We start from the raw sequence: 13,569 nt of genomic DNA, 5'->3' as shown, positions 1-13,569 counted from the left end.
TTGGGCGTAAGAATAGTGGGGTCTTTTTTGTATGTCTGCAAAGAATTTTTGTCAGAATGTGTGAGAATAACGTGGAAAGTTTTCGGAGGAGGCGTTTGATAACGAAGCGAATAGTAGAGAGTATAAACGCTTCACTCGTTAAGAGAGCGGTATGAAAGGGCGGAAACAAATTGAAAAAAGGAATCATTTGTTTCGTGTTTTCTAGTGTAATACTTAGCTCATGTTCATTTCAGCAAACGATGCAAGAAGAAAAAACATTTGTAGGAACAACAGGAGGGGCTAAGGACCGTGTTACTGATCCGATTCCGCTAAAGGAACTTCCAAAATATTTTCCGGCAAAGTTTAAAGTTCCAACGTTTTTACCTTATGACATTACGAGTGATGTGCAGGGAGAGGTAAGAACGATGGGAAAGAAGAATGCTGTCTTAACGATTAAATATAAGCAACAAGAGAAAGGAAGGCACGATTATATAGAATTAACAGTGGCCAACTTTTCTTACAGTTTTCCATACCTCGTAGAAGAGAATCGATTTCAAGAACAAATGAAATTGAATAATGGAGCACCTGCTTATTTTAAAAATAAGGATGATTACGAGCGAGGGGACGAATTTGCTACGCTTATATGGAAAGAGAAGGGGATTGAATATCAGCTATTATATCGTAATGTAGATGAGAAAGATGAAGATGTGATTAAACAAAATCTACTGTACATTGCGAACAATATGGAATAAAAAACTAGCTGTATCGTGCAGCTAGTTTTTGTATGTTATTTCTTTTTAATTTTGCCTGACCAAGATTTAAATCCACCTTTTAATTGGTAGAAATCTGTGTAGCCTTGTTTCTTTAAGTATTGAGCTGCACGACCTGTACGGAATCCGCTTTGGCAATATAAATAAACCGGTTGATCTTGGCGAAGTTCTTTGTGGCGAAGGCGAATTTGTGATAATGGAATGTTACGCGCACCTAAAATATGTCCCGCGTTAAATTCATCCGCTTCGCGAATATCGATAAGCTGTGCTTTACGGTAGCCAGCGCGAAATTCTTCTTCTGAAAGTGTTTTAATTAATTTTTTCTGATAGAAATACATCCATACAGTGTAGCCGATGAATGCTGCAATTGCGGCTAGTATAATAATCAAGTTTGTTGACACGATTCTATCGCTCCTTTTTTCTTATCCTACTTTCAATATTATAATGCCCGTATGTATTTATGCAACAGATTCATTTGTATATAAGAAGAAATTTCGTATTCTTTCACAAATTTTGTCGAATTTGGTAGACTAGAGAATGTGAAAAATAATTGGTTATATGAGGTGCAGGATGGGAAAAGAAAAATGGTGTTATATTAACTCTGGTCAATGTTCACCAGCATTTAATATGGCGTTAGATGAATGTTTATTAAATTGGCAAAGTGAAAAGAAAATGCCACCAACAATTCGTTTTTACGAATGGGAAGTACCAACATTAACAGTCGGGTATTTCCAGCGTGTTGAAAAAGATATAAATATGGATGTAGTTAACGAAAAAAAATATGGATTCGTTCGTCGTCAAACAGGCGGCAGGGGTGTACTACATGACAAAGAATTAACGTACAGTGTTATTGTGTCTGAAGATCATCCGAATATGCCAAAAACAGTTACAGAAGCATACCGAATTATTTCGCAAGGCTTATTGGACGGTTTTAAGGCATTAGGATTAGAAGCGTATTATGCAGTTCCGAAAACAGAAGCGGATCGTGAGAATTTAAAAAATCCGCGTTCAGGAGTATGTTTTGATGCGCCATCTTGGTATGAGATTGTAGTTGAAGGAAGAAAAATCGCGGGTAGTGCTCAAACACGTCAAAAAGGTGTTATCTTACAACACGGTTCTATTCCGTTAGAAATAGATTTAGATGAGTTGTATGACCTATTTTTATTCCAAAATGAGCGAGTAAAAGAGCGTATGAAAAACATGTTTTCTTCTAAAGCGGTAGCGATTAATGAATTAACAGACCGCACATTTACGATTGAACAGTTAATTAAAGCGTTTGAAACTGGATTTGAAAAAGGTTTAGATATAGAGCTTGTGCCGTATGAACTAACAGAAGAACAGCTTCATGAAGTTCAAACTTTAGCAAAAGAGAAGTATGAAAGTAATGAATGGAATTATAAAAAATAAGGAGATGGCGACCGCCATCTCCTTATTTTTATAGTAAATTAAGTACTTTTTCTACTTTGATTCCTTTATCTTGTAAAGAACGAAGGCGATTTACAACGTCCATAATTTCTTTGTCGAATGTAACGCTAATACCTTGGCTTTGTAGCTCTTTTTTTAATCCTTCAATAGAATCATCTATGTCGATGCCAAGCTCGTAATCTTGACAAACTTCAATTGTCTTTTTCACAAGTTTAACATAATTTTCTTGTAGTTTTGTATTTGTTTCAGTCAAAGCAGGTTGCTTCGGTTTTACAGGAGTAACCGGTGCTGTCTCTTGCTTTGTAACTGGAGTAGGTACTGCTTTTTTCACAGGTGCTGGAGTAGATAGTTCTATAGCTGCTTCAACACTTACTGACTTCGGCGTTGGTACCGGAGTAGGTTTAGGCGCAGCAGGTGTTTCTACTCGCGTAATAGGCTTTGGAGCAGGTATAACTGCTTTTGGAGCTTCTACAACTACTTCTTTTTTCGGAGTAGCTTCTACAACTGTTTCTTCTTGCTCAGCAGCTTCTTTATTTTCTTTGCTCCACATAACGCGTTCAACTTCTAGAGAAACATTGTTTTTGTTCATCGCTGTTAATGTAACTTTACCAACCTCAGCGTTCCCAGTGAAATCAACAATTTTATAAATAACACTCTTGTTCCAATCCACGTTTCCGCTCAAAAATAATTCTTCGTTACATTTTGGCGTTAAGCCCTCGATTTTAATTTCTGCGTTTACACCGTTTTCACTATATACCATAATTAGCGAAGCATTTACATCTTCGTCTGCTAACATTAGTTCACGTACCATTTTGCCGGTGCGTACTTGCGTTTTCTTCTTAACTGACATCTAATTTCTCCTCTCAAAAATTCAGTAATAATAAAAAAATCGTATAACGAAAAATAATTGCTCACGAAGATTTATGATACCGATAATAAAAGCATCACGTCAACAATTAACTTTAATTATTTTGCATTTTTCTTATTTTCTTTATGAAATTTTTCAATTTGTAAAATTAGACAGAAGAAAAACAGCCGTTTGAAAGGCTGTTAAAATTTAGATGTTTTATATAAAAATTTGTACAGAATATAAAAAGAAAGTGTAACAAGAGCACCTTGCTAAATAGACAAATTATAAAATAAGTACGGCTGTGTTTTAAAAAATACGTTTGAAAAGATTGATAAGACAAAAGGTATGAACGCTGATAGTATGAGGAGTACTTTTTGGTGCCAAGATACTAGTATTGTAAAAGAAAAACGTCTGAATAACGAAAAAGTTATGAAAGAACCAATTGTTAAAACGATAGCAGATAATATTGTTCCGGGAATACTAAATGGAATTCCTAAGTGATTTGTATCTGTAAATAGTTTTTGCATAAGAGTAGTAAATGTATCGTATCCAATTTGAATAGCTAACAATAAACTAACTGCAAACCCAATAACGGCGGCTTGTTGGAAAAGATTTTGATGTTCTGAAGAATTAATTAATTCATCACAGTAAGCTTTTAAATCTTCTCCGAAAATATCATGAGCATTTTTATCATCTTCTTGTGCTTCTAAAAGATGGTCTAATATTTCTAATAGCAGTTCTTCCATTTGCTTTTGCGGAAAGCTAGTAAAGCGTAAATAAATAAGCATATCACCATAAGCAGCTTCGTTTTCAGGTGTTAATAATTTTCTTTTTTCATTGTTTAACTTAACCATTTCTTTTTCGGTCATAACCTCGTTACTCCTTTTTAAATTCTAAGTATTCTTTTTTGAAGAAAAGTTTATATAGTGCATAGCAAGAGATGGCAAGTAAAGCGCCAATCCAAGGTGAGATTTGCAAAGTAGTATAGGGCTTTTTTATAAATAAAAAGGAAATACCGATTAATAGTATCCATAGGCTATGGCGTATTAAAAAACTTCCTATATGCCTCCAAATAGTTGTTGTGTTTTTAAATAAATCAGTGTTAATAAAATCGAAAACAAAACGTATCATAAGATGTACGGACAAGATAAATGCGAGCAGATAAATGAAATCAATGTGTACAAATTTAAAACGTGCTTCATTTGAAAATAAGGGAAATACCAATGCAATTACGGAAGAAATAGCAAAGTATATTGCTAACAAGTAACTAGTTATAAATAAAGGAATCGATAATTGTTCCCATAAACTTTGCTTCGGTAGAGCAGCAATTAGCTCGTCACAGTACGCCTGTAAGTCGTCACCAAAAATATCATAAGCACTTTTTTCTTTTTGTTGAGCTTCAATAAGGTGATCAAGAATTTCAATTAGCAGTTCTTCTGCTTGGTACTCTGGCACTTTAGCTAGGCGGATGTATATTAACATGTCACTATAGGTGGTTTCATTTTCTGCATTTAATAATTTACGCTTTTGATTATTTAATTCGATTAAATCTTTCGCCTTCATCCCCATCACTCCCCTTGTAATAAGTTATTTACCGTCGTTGAAACCATTCCCCAACTTTTTTTAAATTCTTCAAGTTGTTCTAATCCCTTATCAGTTACGTGATAATATTTTCGTTTCGGTCCAAGAGAGGAAGCCTTTAATGTACCTTCAATAAGTTTCTCTTTTTGCATACGTAACAATAAAGGATAGATGCTTCCTTCACTTACGAATGTAAAGCCGTGTTTATTTAATTTTGTACTTAGTTCATATCCGTACACTTCTTCTTGTGAAATGATATATAGAATGCAACCTTCTAGTACACCTTTTAACATTTGGCTGTGCATGATTTCACCACCTTTTATCCAGGTAACTTGCATTGCAAGGTAGCTGTTATCCAAATTATAACATTCAGTAACTTGCAACGCAAGTTACTGAAGTGGAAAACTTTAATCTGTGTTAATTTTCATGTGATTCCCATACTAATGAGAGGAGGGAAGCACATGAAACCATTTATGCCAAAACTCGTTTACTTTGAACCGAGGGCACTCGAATATCCGCTTGGAAAAGAGCTTTATGAGAAGTTTACGAAGATGGGATTAGAAATCCGTGAAACGACATCACACAATCAAATTAGAAATTTTCCAGGGGAAAATGAATTGCAAAAGTATCGTAATGCAAAAGCAACACTTGTCGTTGGGGTGAGGAAGACGTTAAAGTTCGATACATCAAAACCTTCAGCTGAATATGCAATTCCGCTTGCAACAGGGTGTATGGGACATTGTCATTATTGTTATTTGCAAACGACACTTGGGAGTAAACCTTACGTAAGGGTGTATGTGAATCTAGATGAAATCTTTGAGAAGGCAAAGCAATATATGGATGAAAGGGCCCCTGAAATAACAAGATTTGAAGCGGCGTGTACATCAGACATCGTTGGAATTGATCATTTGACACATGCATTAAAACGGGCGATAGAGTTTATCGGAGAAAGTGAACATGGACGTTTGCGTTTCGTTACGAAATATTCGCATGTTGATCATTTATTAGATGCAAAGCATAATGGGAAAACGCGTTTTCGATTTAGTATTAATTCACGTTATGTTATTAAAAACTTTGAACCAGGGACATCGCCATTTGAAGAGCGAATTGAGGCTGCTCGTAAAGTAGCGGGGGCTAATTATCCTCTTGGTTTTATTGTTGCGCCAATTTATATGCATGAAGGGTGGGAAGAAGGGTACCGTGAATTGTTTGAACGATTGTACAATGCGTTAAAAGACATGACGATACCAAATTTAACGTTCGAATTAATTCAACATCGTTTTACGAAACCAGCCAAAAAAGTCATTCAAGAACGTTATCCGAATACGAAACTTGAAATGGATGAAGAGAAGCGGAAATATAAATGGGGACGATACGGTATTGGGAAATATGTATATCAAAAGGATGATGTGGAAGTATTAGAAGAAACAATACGAGGTTATATATATGAGTATTTTCCCGATGCAGAAATTCAATATTTTACATAAGGGGAATCTGGATTCTTTTTTTGTTTTATATATTTAGGCTCGTTTCCACCTTGTCACGTTATTCTTTCTGGTGTATCATTTTATTGATTGCTTCGTACGGAATAAGCAAAATGAAATTGGATGGAGGAAACCGATGCCTACCCCTAGTATGGAAGATTATATTGAACAAATTTATTTGTTGATTGATGAAAAGGGTTATGCCCGTGTATCTGATATTGCTGAAGCGCTTAGTGTACATCCATCCTCTGTAACAAAAATGGTACAAAAATTAGACAAAGACGAATATCTAATTTATGAAAAATATAGAGGGCTTGTATTAACATCAAAAGGTAAAAAAATCGGAGAACGTCTCGTATATCGTCATGAATTGTTAGAACAGTTTATGCGCATTATCGGTGTGGATGAAAGCAAAATTTATAATGATGTAGAAGGAATTGAACATCATTTAAGTTGGGAATCAATTGACCGTATCGGTGATTTAGTACAATTCTTTGAACAAGATGAAGTTCGAGTAAAAACACTTCGTGGTGTTCAAAAAGCAAATGAAGAGAAAAGTAATTAAGGGGAACGTGTGGCGTTTCCTTTTTTATTTCAATCGAAAAGGACGGGAGAATAATGAAAGCAATTATTTTTGATTTTGATGGATTAATTGTGGACACAGAAACAATATGGTTTCACTCTTTCAGAGATGCTGTTCGTGAATACGGCGGTGAGTTACCTTTAGAGGAATTTGCAAAATGTATTGGAACGACAGATGAAGTGCTTTATGCATATTTAAAAGAGCAATTAAAAGAAAAATTTAACGAGCATGCATTAAAGGGAAAAGTAACAACTTTACATAAAGAGAAAATGAAAATACCAAAAGCGCGTGACGGGGTAAAAGAATATTTAGAAGAAGCGAAAGAACTTGGATTGAAAATCGCATTGGCCTCTAGTTCATCTAGGGAGTGGGTCGTTCGTTTTTTAGAAGAGCTACAAATTAGAGATTATTTTGAAGTGATTAAAACGCGAGAAGATGTAGAGAAGGTAAAACCAGATCCAGCTCTTTATAAAGTTACGATAGAAGAATTAGGAATTGAACCATCAGAAGCTGTTGTATTTGAAGATTCATTAAATGGATTGAAAGCAGCGGTGGCAGCAGGATTAAAGTGTGTCGTCGTACCTAATGATGTGACAAGAAATTTGCAATTTGAAAACCATCACCTTCGTATCGAAAGTATGAAAGAGAAAAGTTTGAAAGAAGTGCTTCAACATATAAAGTGAAACTTTAATCAGTAGGGTTTTTCGCATCTTCCACTGATTATTAGCCCCGCACCAACCGGGATAAAAAAAGACCGTATTTCCTAAAAGGAAGCACGGTCTTTCTTTTTGTTTTTTTTACCTTCAATGACAGTTAAATGAGATTGTTTTCTTTTTCTTTTCAACGATGGAGAATTACCCTTTTTCCCCTTGTCATCAGAAGCATTTCGTTTCAAGAAAGAATTGCTTAGGGGTGCTACATTTTGTTTCCCGTGTTTGCGGTTCGATTGTTTCGCTGCACGCTTATATGAGCTTTGCGAATTTGCAGAACCACTAGAGTTTGTAAACATTTTGTAGAGTAAGTAAAAGATACCGACGACAGCTAACATGATACCAATGTTTTTCAATACTTCCATTGGATTTGTAATAACAGATGAAACAAGGCCGAATATTGCCAATCCGATAATAAGCACAAATATAGCGAATGTAAACGAACGACCGTTCATAAGGGACACCTCCTAAAAACATATATTAAAATTAGTATATTAACGATGAGGAAAGGAGTTGAACACCATTTTTAAATAATTATTGTTTGTTTTCTAAACGTAATAATTCTTCAAACGATGCGATTGCAACTTCCGCTTGATCATCTGTTGGTTCTTTCGTTGTTAATAGTTGCAGCCATAATCCTGGATATCCAAGTACTCGTAAAACAGGGACATCTCGTAATCGATTGGTAAATTGTAATACTTCAAAAGAAATACCGAGAACAACTGGAATTAATAAAATTCGGTTTACTACCCTTGCCCAAAGCGGATCTGTAGGGACGAGGAAATAGACAAACATTCCAATAATGACTGTAAATATAATGAAGCTACTGCCACAGCGATAATGGAGGCGAGTTTGCTTTTGAACATTTTCTATAGTCAGTGGAAGATTATTCTCATAAGCATTGATTACTTTATGTTCCGCACCGTGGTACTGAAATACCCGCTTAATAAGTGGGGTTAAAGAAATGAAGTATATATAGCTCAATAATAGCATGAGCTTAATGACACTTTCGACAATGATTTGCCCTGTATGAGATGGGAAAATCGGTCTCGTTAATTCAGCTAAAAGTGCAGGAACTGCTGTGAAAATTACTTTACCAAATATGAACGATAAAACGCCAACTGCTGCAACTCCTAATACCATCGTTAATTTTGATTGTTCTTCTTTTTTATTTGCAAGTTGTTCATCTTCTTCTGGGTGGACATCAAATCGTTCTGAAGCAAAGTTTAAATGTTTCGCTCCATTCGCACTTGCATCCACAATAGCGGCAATACCTCGTAAAAATGGAATTTTCTTTAGTAGAGATAATGCTTTATTACGAACGCGTGGTAAACGATAAAATTCAATCGATTTATCTTTACGACGAACCGCTGTAACAGTATATTCTCTACCGCCAAACATAACTCCTTCTATGACTGCCTGCCCGCCATATATTTGTTTTGACTCTTCTGCCATGTTAACACCAACCTGTATTTGTTTCTCTCTTATGTAGAAAAAGAGGCAATTGTCATACTTGGTTTTGTCATCTTGAAATAAGACAATCACCGAGTTTCCTTTATTTTATCGACAAATACAGGCAGATGACAAGGGAAAATGTTACGAGAGTCGGACATTTCTTATTCTTTTTATAGACAAATTTTGCAGGATTTAAACATGCCTCAAAATAGTTTCGGGCATACTAGTGAGCGGAGGTGTCAATGTGAATCAAGAACAATCAACAATAAGAAACTTTGTACAAATTGGTTTATTTGGTGGCTTATTTTGGGGAGGTATATGGTATTTCCTTCATATATTCTCATTTACAGAAGCTGGACCTAACTATTTACTTTTACCGTTTGCATTTGGAGATTGGAAAGAAGGGGTTTGGGGAAATGTACTAGGTATCGTTTGTATGGGACTTCTTTCAATTTTAGTGGCATTTCTCTATAAAGCCCTTTTTAAAAAGTTTGAAGGAGTATTCCCTGGCGTACTATACGGTTTGTTTTGGTGGGCATTATTATTTTTGGGGATGGGGCTAATGGCACCTGTTATTAAAAGTGCACTCCATTTACCGAAAGAAACAATTGTAACGACAATATGTATCTTTATATTATATGGTGTTTTTATTTCGTATTCTGTAGCATTCGAATCGAATAATACAAATAGAGGAGAAGGGGTCGAGAAGACAAACTATTCAAATAAGTGATTCCTATGTTAAAATGTCGTATAGACATTTTTTAATATTAAGGAGTTTTAAGAAAATGAAAAAGTTACTCCTCGTAAATGGTCCTAACCTAAATCGCCTTGGCGTTAGGGAAGTAAATGTATACGGAAAAGGAACGTTAGCGACGCTTGAAACAGATATGAAACACGAAGCAGAGAAAATGGGAGTGGAGTTAGAATGTTTCCAATCGAATCATGAAGGTGCTATTATCGATCGTCTTCATGAGGCTGAAGATATATATGAAGGGATCATTTTAAATCCTGGAGCATTTACGCATTATAGCTACGCGATTCGGGATGCTATCGCAAGTGTGTCGATTCCAGTTATTGAAGTACATATTTCTAACATTCATCAGCGTGAGTCGTTTCGTCATGAATCTGTGACAGCGGCTGTTTGTGCGGGACAAATTGTTGGATTTGGTTTTTATGGCTATAAGCTAGCGCTATTTGCATTAATGGAGAAATTGAGGGAGGCATAAAGTAATGGAAAAGATCGAGAGATTAAGAAGTGCGTTTGATGAGGCTGGTATTGACGGTATCGTATTAACGAATGAACATAGCCGTAGATATATGGCGAATTTCACAGGAACAGCTGGTGTTGTACTGATTTCAAAAGAGCGTGCTCTATTTATTACAGATTTCCGTTATGTAGAGCAAGCTAGTAAGCAAGCGGTTGGATACGAAATAGTGCAGCATGCAGGATTAATTCTTGATGAAGTTGCGAAACAAGTTAAAGAACTTGGAATTCAAAAGCTAGGATTTGAGCAAGATACTCTTACATATAGCTCTTACGTAACGCATAATGAAGCGATCGAAGCTGAATTCATCCCAACTTCTGGGCTTGTAGAAAAGTTACGCTTGATAAAGACTGATTCAGAGATTAAGATATTAAAGGAAGCTGCACAGATTGCAGATGCTGCCTTTGAGCATATTCTATCATTCATTCGCTCGGGAGTATCTGAAATTGAAGTGTCAAATGAACTTGAATTTTTCATGAGAAAACAAGGAGCAACATCTTCTTCGTTTGATATTATCGTTGCTTCAGGTCTTCGTTCGGCATTACCGCACGGCGTGGCATCTGAAAAAGTGATAGAAAAAGGAGATTTCGTCACATTAGACTTCGGTGCTTATTACAAAGGATATTGCTCTGATATTACTCGTACGATTGCAGTCGGTGAACCATCTGATAAATTAAAAGAAATTTATAATATCGTTTTAGAAGCACAACTACGTGGTGTGAACGGTATTAAAGCTGGTTTAACGGGTCGTGAGGCTGATGCATTAACGCGTGATTACATAACGGAAAAAGGATATGGTGAATACTTCGGACACTCTACTGGTCATGGAATCGGTCTTGAAATCCATGAAGCACCAGGTTTAGCGTTCCGTTCTGATACAGTACTTGAACCAGGTATGGCTGTAACAGTAGAACCAGGTATTTATATTCCAGGTGTTGGCGGGGTACGTATCGAAGATGATATCATTGTAACAAGTGAAGGTAATGAAGTAATAACGAAATCACCAAAAGAACTTATTATTTTGTAATACACAGGAGGATTTTTTTACATGATTTCAGTAAACGATTTTCGTACAGGTTTAACAATTTCAGTGGACAATGCCCTTTGGCAAGTAATGGATTTCCAACACGTAAAGCCAGGTAAAGGTGCTGCATTCGTTCGCTCTAAACTACGTAACCTTCGCACAGGATCTGTTCAAGAGAAAACATTCCGTGCAGGTGAAAAAGTAGAAAAAGCACACATCGAAAACCGTCGTATGCAATACTTATACGCGAGCGGTGAGTCTCACGTATTTATGGATAACGAAACTTATGAGCAAATCGAACTTGGCGAAAACCAAATCGAGCGCGAATTAAAATTCTTAAAAGAAAACATGGGAGTATCTATTATGACATACCAAGATGAAGTACTTGGTGTTGAACTTCCGAACACAGTTGAATTAACAGTGGCAGAAACAGAGCCTGGTATTAAAGGTGACACAGCTTCTAACGTAACAAAACCAGCTAAATTAGAAACTGGTCTTGTTGTACAAGTACCAATCTTCATTAACGAAGGCGAAATGCTTATCATCAACACTGGTGAAGGTAAATACGTTTCTCGTGCATAGTAGAAAAGCACTCGTGATTATCACGAGTGCTTTTTTTATCCCGTTATTTGCGGGCTAATAATCAGTGGGGGATGAACAACTCCCCCACTGATTATAGTTTCACTTTATAGGAAATAGGGAAGATAATAAATTGTGGTTATAACAAAACTAACTGTGACGAGTGAAAGGGTACCCATAATATATGGAGTCAAAACAATTTGAAATGGTCGTATTTCACCAGTTTCAACACCGGTAAAAGTTTTATTCGTTGCATGATCCATATTGTTATTTTTAAAGTTACTCATAATAATTAACCACTTGACACTCCCACCCCTAAAGGGGCAAGCTGACTAACGTCAGTGGGATTCTTGCTACCAAAGGCGAAGTCCATTTCTGGTATCGCTGACGTGCAAGATTGCGGTGTGCCATCACCACTCCCACAACAGACCATATAGGTTCGTGGGCTACGGTACTGTGACCATACCGTACAGATTGTTGGTTCTCAAATGTTTTTACGTCTTTTGCATGACGACTTAATACATTTTACGGAGTAGAAGAATTTGCTACCCCAACCTCATATGTATTCTGTTTTCAGAGAACAGTCGTTTTAGAGTCTTTTGCATGACTATAAATAAAGTATACCATGTTTTGCTATGCAAAAACGATGCTTTCATCCCACGTCTAAATACGGACTAAAGTCCTGCGTGGGCTTTCCCGCATCATAAATTCTGTAATTGCAAATATTGCTAGACTGCCAAGGAAAAAGCTCTCCATAAATGACCAGCCGACCATTTTGGAAAAAAGATAAATAATAGCTAACTCTACTACAATTGTTAAACTAATTTTCAATCCCTTCATATTTTTCCCCCTCATTTCGTACTTCCAACCAATTTGAAAATTTTTCGTATGATACAACATGCAGTACGCAAGGTGATTTTACTTCTTTCTCCAAAGCAGCGTGTACGTCTGGAAATTGTTTTTCCGCATGTAATGAAATGTAAGGTAGTTTCTCTTGTGCTTTTAAAGAGCGAATGTTAATCGTTTTAGCACCGGCAAATACGTATGTAAGTTGCAAGTCTAAAAAAGAGATTTTTAAAATCTCTTTTTTAGCAGCTTCGTTATATCCTCTTCCCCAATATTGATAGCCGAGCCAACTTCCAATATGTGAGTGCTTTTGTTCGTAATTAATATGTTTAAGTGTCGTGAGGCCAATTATTTCATTTTCCTCACTTACAATCACTCTTGATAAGGAGTGTTTTTTTCGTTCCTCTCCAATTGTAAAAAGAATGAATGCCTTTGTATCTTCCACTGATTCTACTTTTATCCCTAATGCATTTTTTACATGTGGATTACTTGATAGCTCAAAAATCACATTTGCATATCGTAAATCGAGTGGTAATAAAGTAACTTCCTTCATCATCTATGCTCCTTTTCTATTAAATATACCATAAATTAATGAGAATATTCAGATTTCAATAAAGTCGATAGAGAAAAATTATGTTTTTACTTCTGAAATAGACAACCTCTGCATATGGTTGTACAAATATATTCTTTTTCAGAATAAGGAAGTAGTAACTGTTATGGGAGAAGGTGGGAGAATGAAACAGTGGCTAGCGGCAATGGAAACATCCGTGCTTGTTATGGGGTTACTTCGGTTGTTTTCAGGAAGCGCGGAAATATTCGCCGCTTTGCTTATGCTTTACGTGAATGATGCGAAGAAAGCATTGTTTATAAATGGTATGTTGGCGTTTGTTGGACCGACCGTATTAATTTTAACAATGACAATTGGCATAGCGAGTGTAGCAAGTGAGATTTCTTTCTTGAAACTCTTTTTTCTAGCGCTTGGAATTGGCTGCATTTTTATCGCGTTGTTGAAATAGTA

General features: G+C 36.1%; 18 protein-coding genes and 2 pseudogenes. 10 read left to right on the top strand and 10 right to left on the bottom strand.

Annotation, left to right across the window (positions count from 1 at the left end; translation table 11 throughout):
- Positions 1-194 precede the first annotated feature (194 nt).
- The gene (locus JFU23_RS09035; RefSeq protein WP_016100627.1) at positions 195-731 is read left to right on the top strand and encodes a hypothetical protein; all 537 of its coding nucleotides are present in this window, start codon (positions 195-197) and stop codon (positions 729-731) included.
- Positions 732-766: 35 nt separating this feature from the next.
- Here JFU23_RS09035 and JFU23_RS09030 read toward each other — a convergent pair whose 3' ends face one another.
- Positions 767-1,150 (bottom strand): rhodanese-like domain-containing protein, encoded by a 384-nt coding sequence (locus tag JFU23_RS09030; protein WP_002034000.1) that lies wholly within the window; start codon positions 1,148-1,150, stop codon positions 767-769.
- A 169-nt stretch (positions 1,151-1,319) separates the two neighbouring features.
- Here JFU23_RS09030 and JFU23_RS09025 point away from each other — a divergent pair, with 169 nt between their 5' ends.
- Positions 1,320-2,156 (top strand): lipoate--protein ligase family protein, encoded by an 837-nt coding sequence (locus tag JFU23_RS09025; RefSeq protein WP_201031776.1) that lies wholly within the window; start codon positions 1,320-1,322, stop codon positions 2,154-2,156.
- 28 nt (positions 2,157-2,184) lie between these two features.
- Here the strand turns inward: JFU23_RS09025 and JFU23_RS09020 are convergent, their stop codons facing one another.
- The 4 genes and pseudogenes from JFU23_RS09020 to JFU23_RS09005 form a co-directional block, all read right to left on the bottom strand.
- Positions 2,185-3,024 (bottom strand): hypothetical protein, encoded by an 840-nt coding sequence (locus JFU23_RS09020; RefSeq protein WP_201031775.1) that lies wholly within the window; start codon positions 3,022-3,024, stop codon positions 2,185-2,187.
- A 200-nt stretch (positions 3,025-3,224) separates the two neighbouring features.
- Positions 3,225-3,893, bottom strand: a pseudogene (locus JFU23_RS09015) (DUF1048 domain-containing protein).
- A gap of 7 nt (positions 3,894-3,900) precedes the next feature.
- Positions 3,901-4,587 carry a DUF1129 family protein gene (locus JFU23_RS09010; protein ID WP_201031774.1) on the bottom strand — a complete coding sequence of 229 codons (687 nt, stop codon included), beginning with the start codon at positions 4,585-4,587 and terminating at the stop codon, positions 3,901-3,903.
- Between the two features lie 5 nt (positions 4,588-4,592).
- A complete protein-coding gene (locus JFU23_RS09005) occupies positions 4,593-4,910 on the bottom strand; it encodes a PadR family transcriptional regulator (RefSeq protein WP_000556081.1) in 318 nt (105 codons plus the stop codon).
- A gap of 156 nt (positions 4,911-5,066) precedes the next feature.
- On the opposite strand from JFU23_RS09005, the gene splB reads away from it, so the two are divergent.
- From splB to JFU23_RS08990, 3 genes are all read left to right on the top strand, one after another.
- The gene (splB, locus tag JFU23_RS09000; protein WP_002015042.1) at positions 5,067-6,092 is read left to right on the top strand and encodes a spore photoproduct lyase; all 1,026 of its coding nucleotides are present in this window, start codon (positions 5,067-5,069) and stop codon (positions 6,090-6,092) included.
- A 133-nt stretch (positions 6,093-6,225) separates the two neighbouring features.
- Positions 6,226-6,654, top strand: a complete 429-nt coding sequence (mntR, locus tag JFU23_RS08995) for a transcriptional regulator MntR (RefSeq protein WP_201031773.1) — start codon at positions 6,226-6,228, stop codon at positions 6,652-6,654.
- A gap of 53 nt (positions 6,655-6,707) precedes the next feature.
- Positions 6,708-7,355 carry an HAD family hydrolase gene (locus tag JFU23_RS08990; RefSeq protein WP_002111771.1) on the top strand — a complete coding sequence of 216 codons (648 nt, stop codon included), beginning with the start codon at positions 6,708-6,710 and terminating at the stop codon, positions 7,353-7,355.
- Positions 7,356-7,435: 80 nt separating this feature from the next.
- Here the strand turns inward: JFU23_RS08990 and JFU23_RS08985 are convergent, their stop codons facing one another.
- Both JFU23_RS08985 and JFU23_RS08980 read right to left on the bottom strand, forming a co-directional pair.
- Positions 7,436-7,837: an SA1362 family protein gene (locus JFU23_RS08985; RefSeq protein WP_002015046.1), complete on the bottom strand. Its 402-nt coding sequence runs from the start codon at positions 7,835-7,837 to the stop codon at positions 7,436-7,438.
- A gap of 79 nt (positions 7,838-7,916) precedes the next feature.
- Positions 7,917-8,837 (bottom strand): DUF1385 domain-containing protein, encoded by a 921-nt coding sequence (locus JFU23_RS08980; protein WP_061689630.1) that lies wholly within the window; start codon positions 8,835-8,837, stop codon positions 7,917-7,919.
- A 244-nt stretch (positions 8,838-9,081) separates the two neighbouring features.
- On the opposite strand from JFU23_RS08980, the gene JFU23_RS08975 reads away from it, so the two are divergent.
- Genes JFU23_RS08975 through efp form a run of 4 tightly spaced genes read left to right on the top strand, consistent with a single transcriptional unit; the run spans position 9,082 to position 11,708 of the window.
- Positions 9,082-9,567 carry a YqhR family membrane protein gene (locus JFU23_RS08975; RefSeq protein ID WP_002015048.1) on the top strand — a complete coding sequence of 162 codons (486 nt, stop codon included), beginning with the start codon at positions 9,082-9,084 and terminating at the stop codon, positions 9,565-9,567.
- A gap of 55 nt (positions 9,568-9,622) precedes the next feature.
- Positions 9,623-10,063, top strand: coding sequence for a type II 3-dehydroquinate dehydratase (gene aroQ / locus JFU23_RS08970; protein ID WP_201031772.1), 441 nt, complete (start codon positions 9,623-9,625; stop codon positions 10,061-10,063).
- Between the two features lie 4 nt (positions 10,064-10,067).
- Complete coding sequence (pepQ, locus tag JFU23_RS08965; protein WP_201031771.1) at positions 10,068-11,129, top strand: Xaa-Pro dipeptidase; 1,062 nt, start codon at positions 10,068-10,070, stop codon at positions 11,127-11,129.
- Between the two features lie 21 nt (positions 11,130-11,150).
- Complete coding sequence (gene efp / locus JFU23_RS08960) at positions 11,151-11,708, top strand: elongation factor P (RefSeq protein WP_201031770.1); 558 nt, start codon at positions 11,151-11,153, stop codon at positions 11,706-11,708.
- A 104-nt stretch (positions 11,709-11,812) separates the two neighbouring features.
- Here efp and JFU23_RS08955 read toward each other — a convergent pair.
- The 3 genes and pseudogenes from JFU23_RS08955 to JFU23_RS08945 all read right to left on the bottom strand — a co-directional run.
- Positions 11,813-12,013, bottom strand: a pseudogene (locus tag JFU23_RS08955) (hypothetical protein); the annotation flags it as partial.
- A 355-nt stretch (positions 12,014-12,368) separates the two neighbouring features.
- Positions 12,369-12,545, bottom strand: a complete 177-nt coding sequence (locus JFU23_RS08950) for a hypothetical protein (protein ID WP_201032297.1) — start codon at positions 12,543-12,545, stop codon at positions 12,369-12,371.
- Positions 12,526-13,107, bottom strand: a complete 582-nt coding sequence (locus JFU23_RS08945) for a GNAT family N-acetyltransferase (protein WP_201031768.1) — start codon at positions 13,105-13,107, stop codon at positions 12,526-12,528. The genes JFU23_RS08950 and JFU23_RS08945 overlap by 20 nt, the downstream gene beginning before the upstream one ends.
- A 178-nt stretch (positions 13,108-13,285) precedes the next feature.
- Here JFU23_RS08945 and JFU23_RS08940 point away from each other — a divergent pair, with 178 nt between their 5' ends.
- Positions 13,286-13,567 carry a YqhV family protein gene (locus JFU23_RS08940; protein WP_000816054.1) on the top strand — a complete coding sequence of 94 codons (282 nt, stop codon included), beginning with the start codon at positions 13,286-13,288 and terminating at the stop codon, positions 13,565-13,567.
- Positions 13,568-13,569: the final 2 nt, after the last annotated feature.

It is taken from the genome of Bacillus sp. TH50, assembly GCF_016650565.1.
Classification (GTDB): Bacteria; Bacillota; Bacilli; order Bacillales; family Bacillaceae_G; genus Bacillus_A; species Bacillus_A mycoides.
This window is presented reverse-complemented; position numbering and strand designations above follow the sequence as displayed.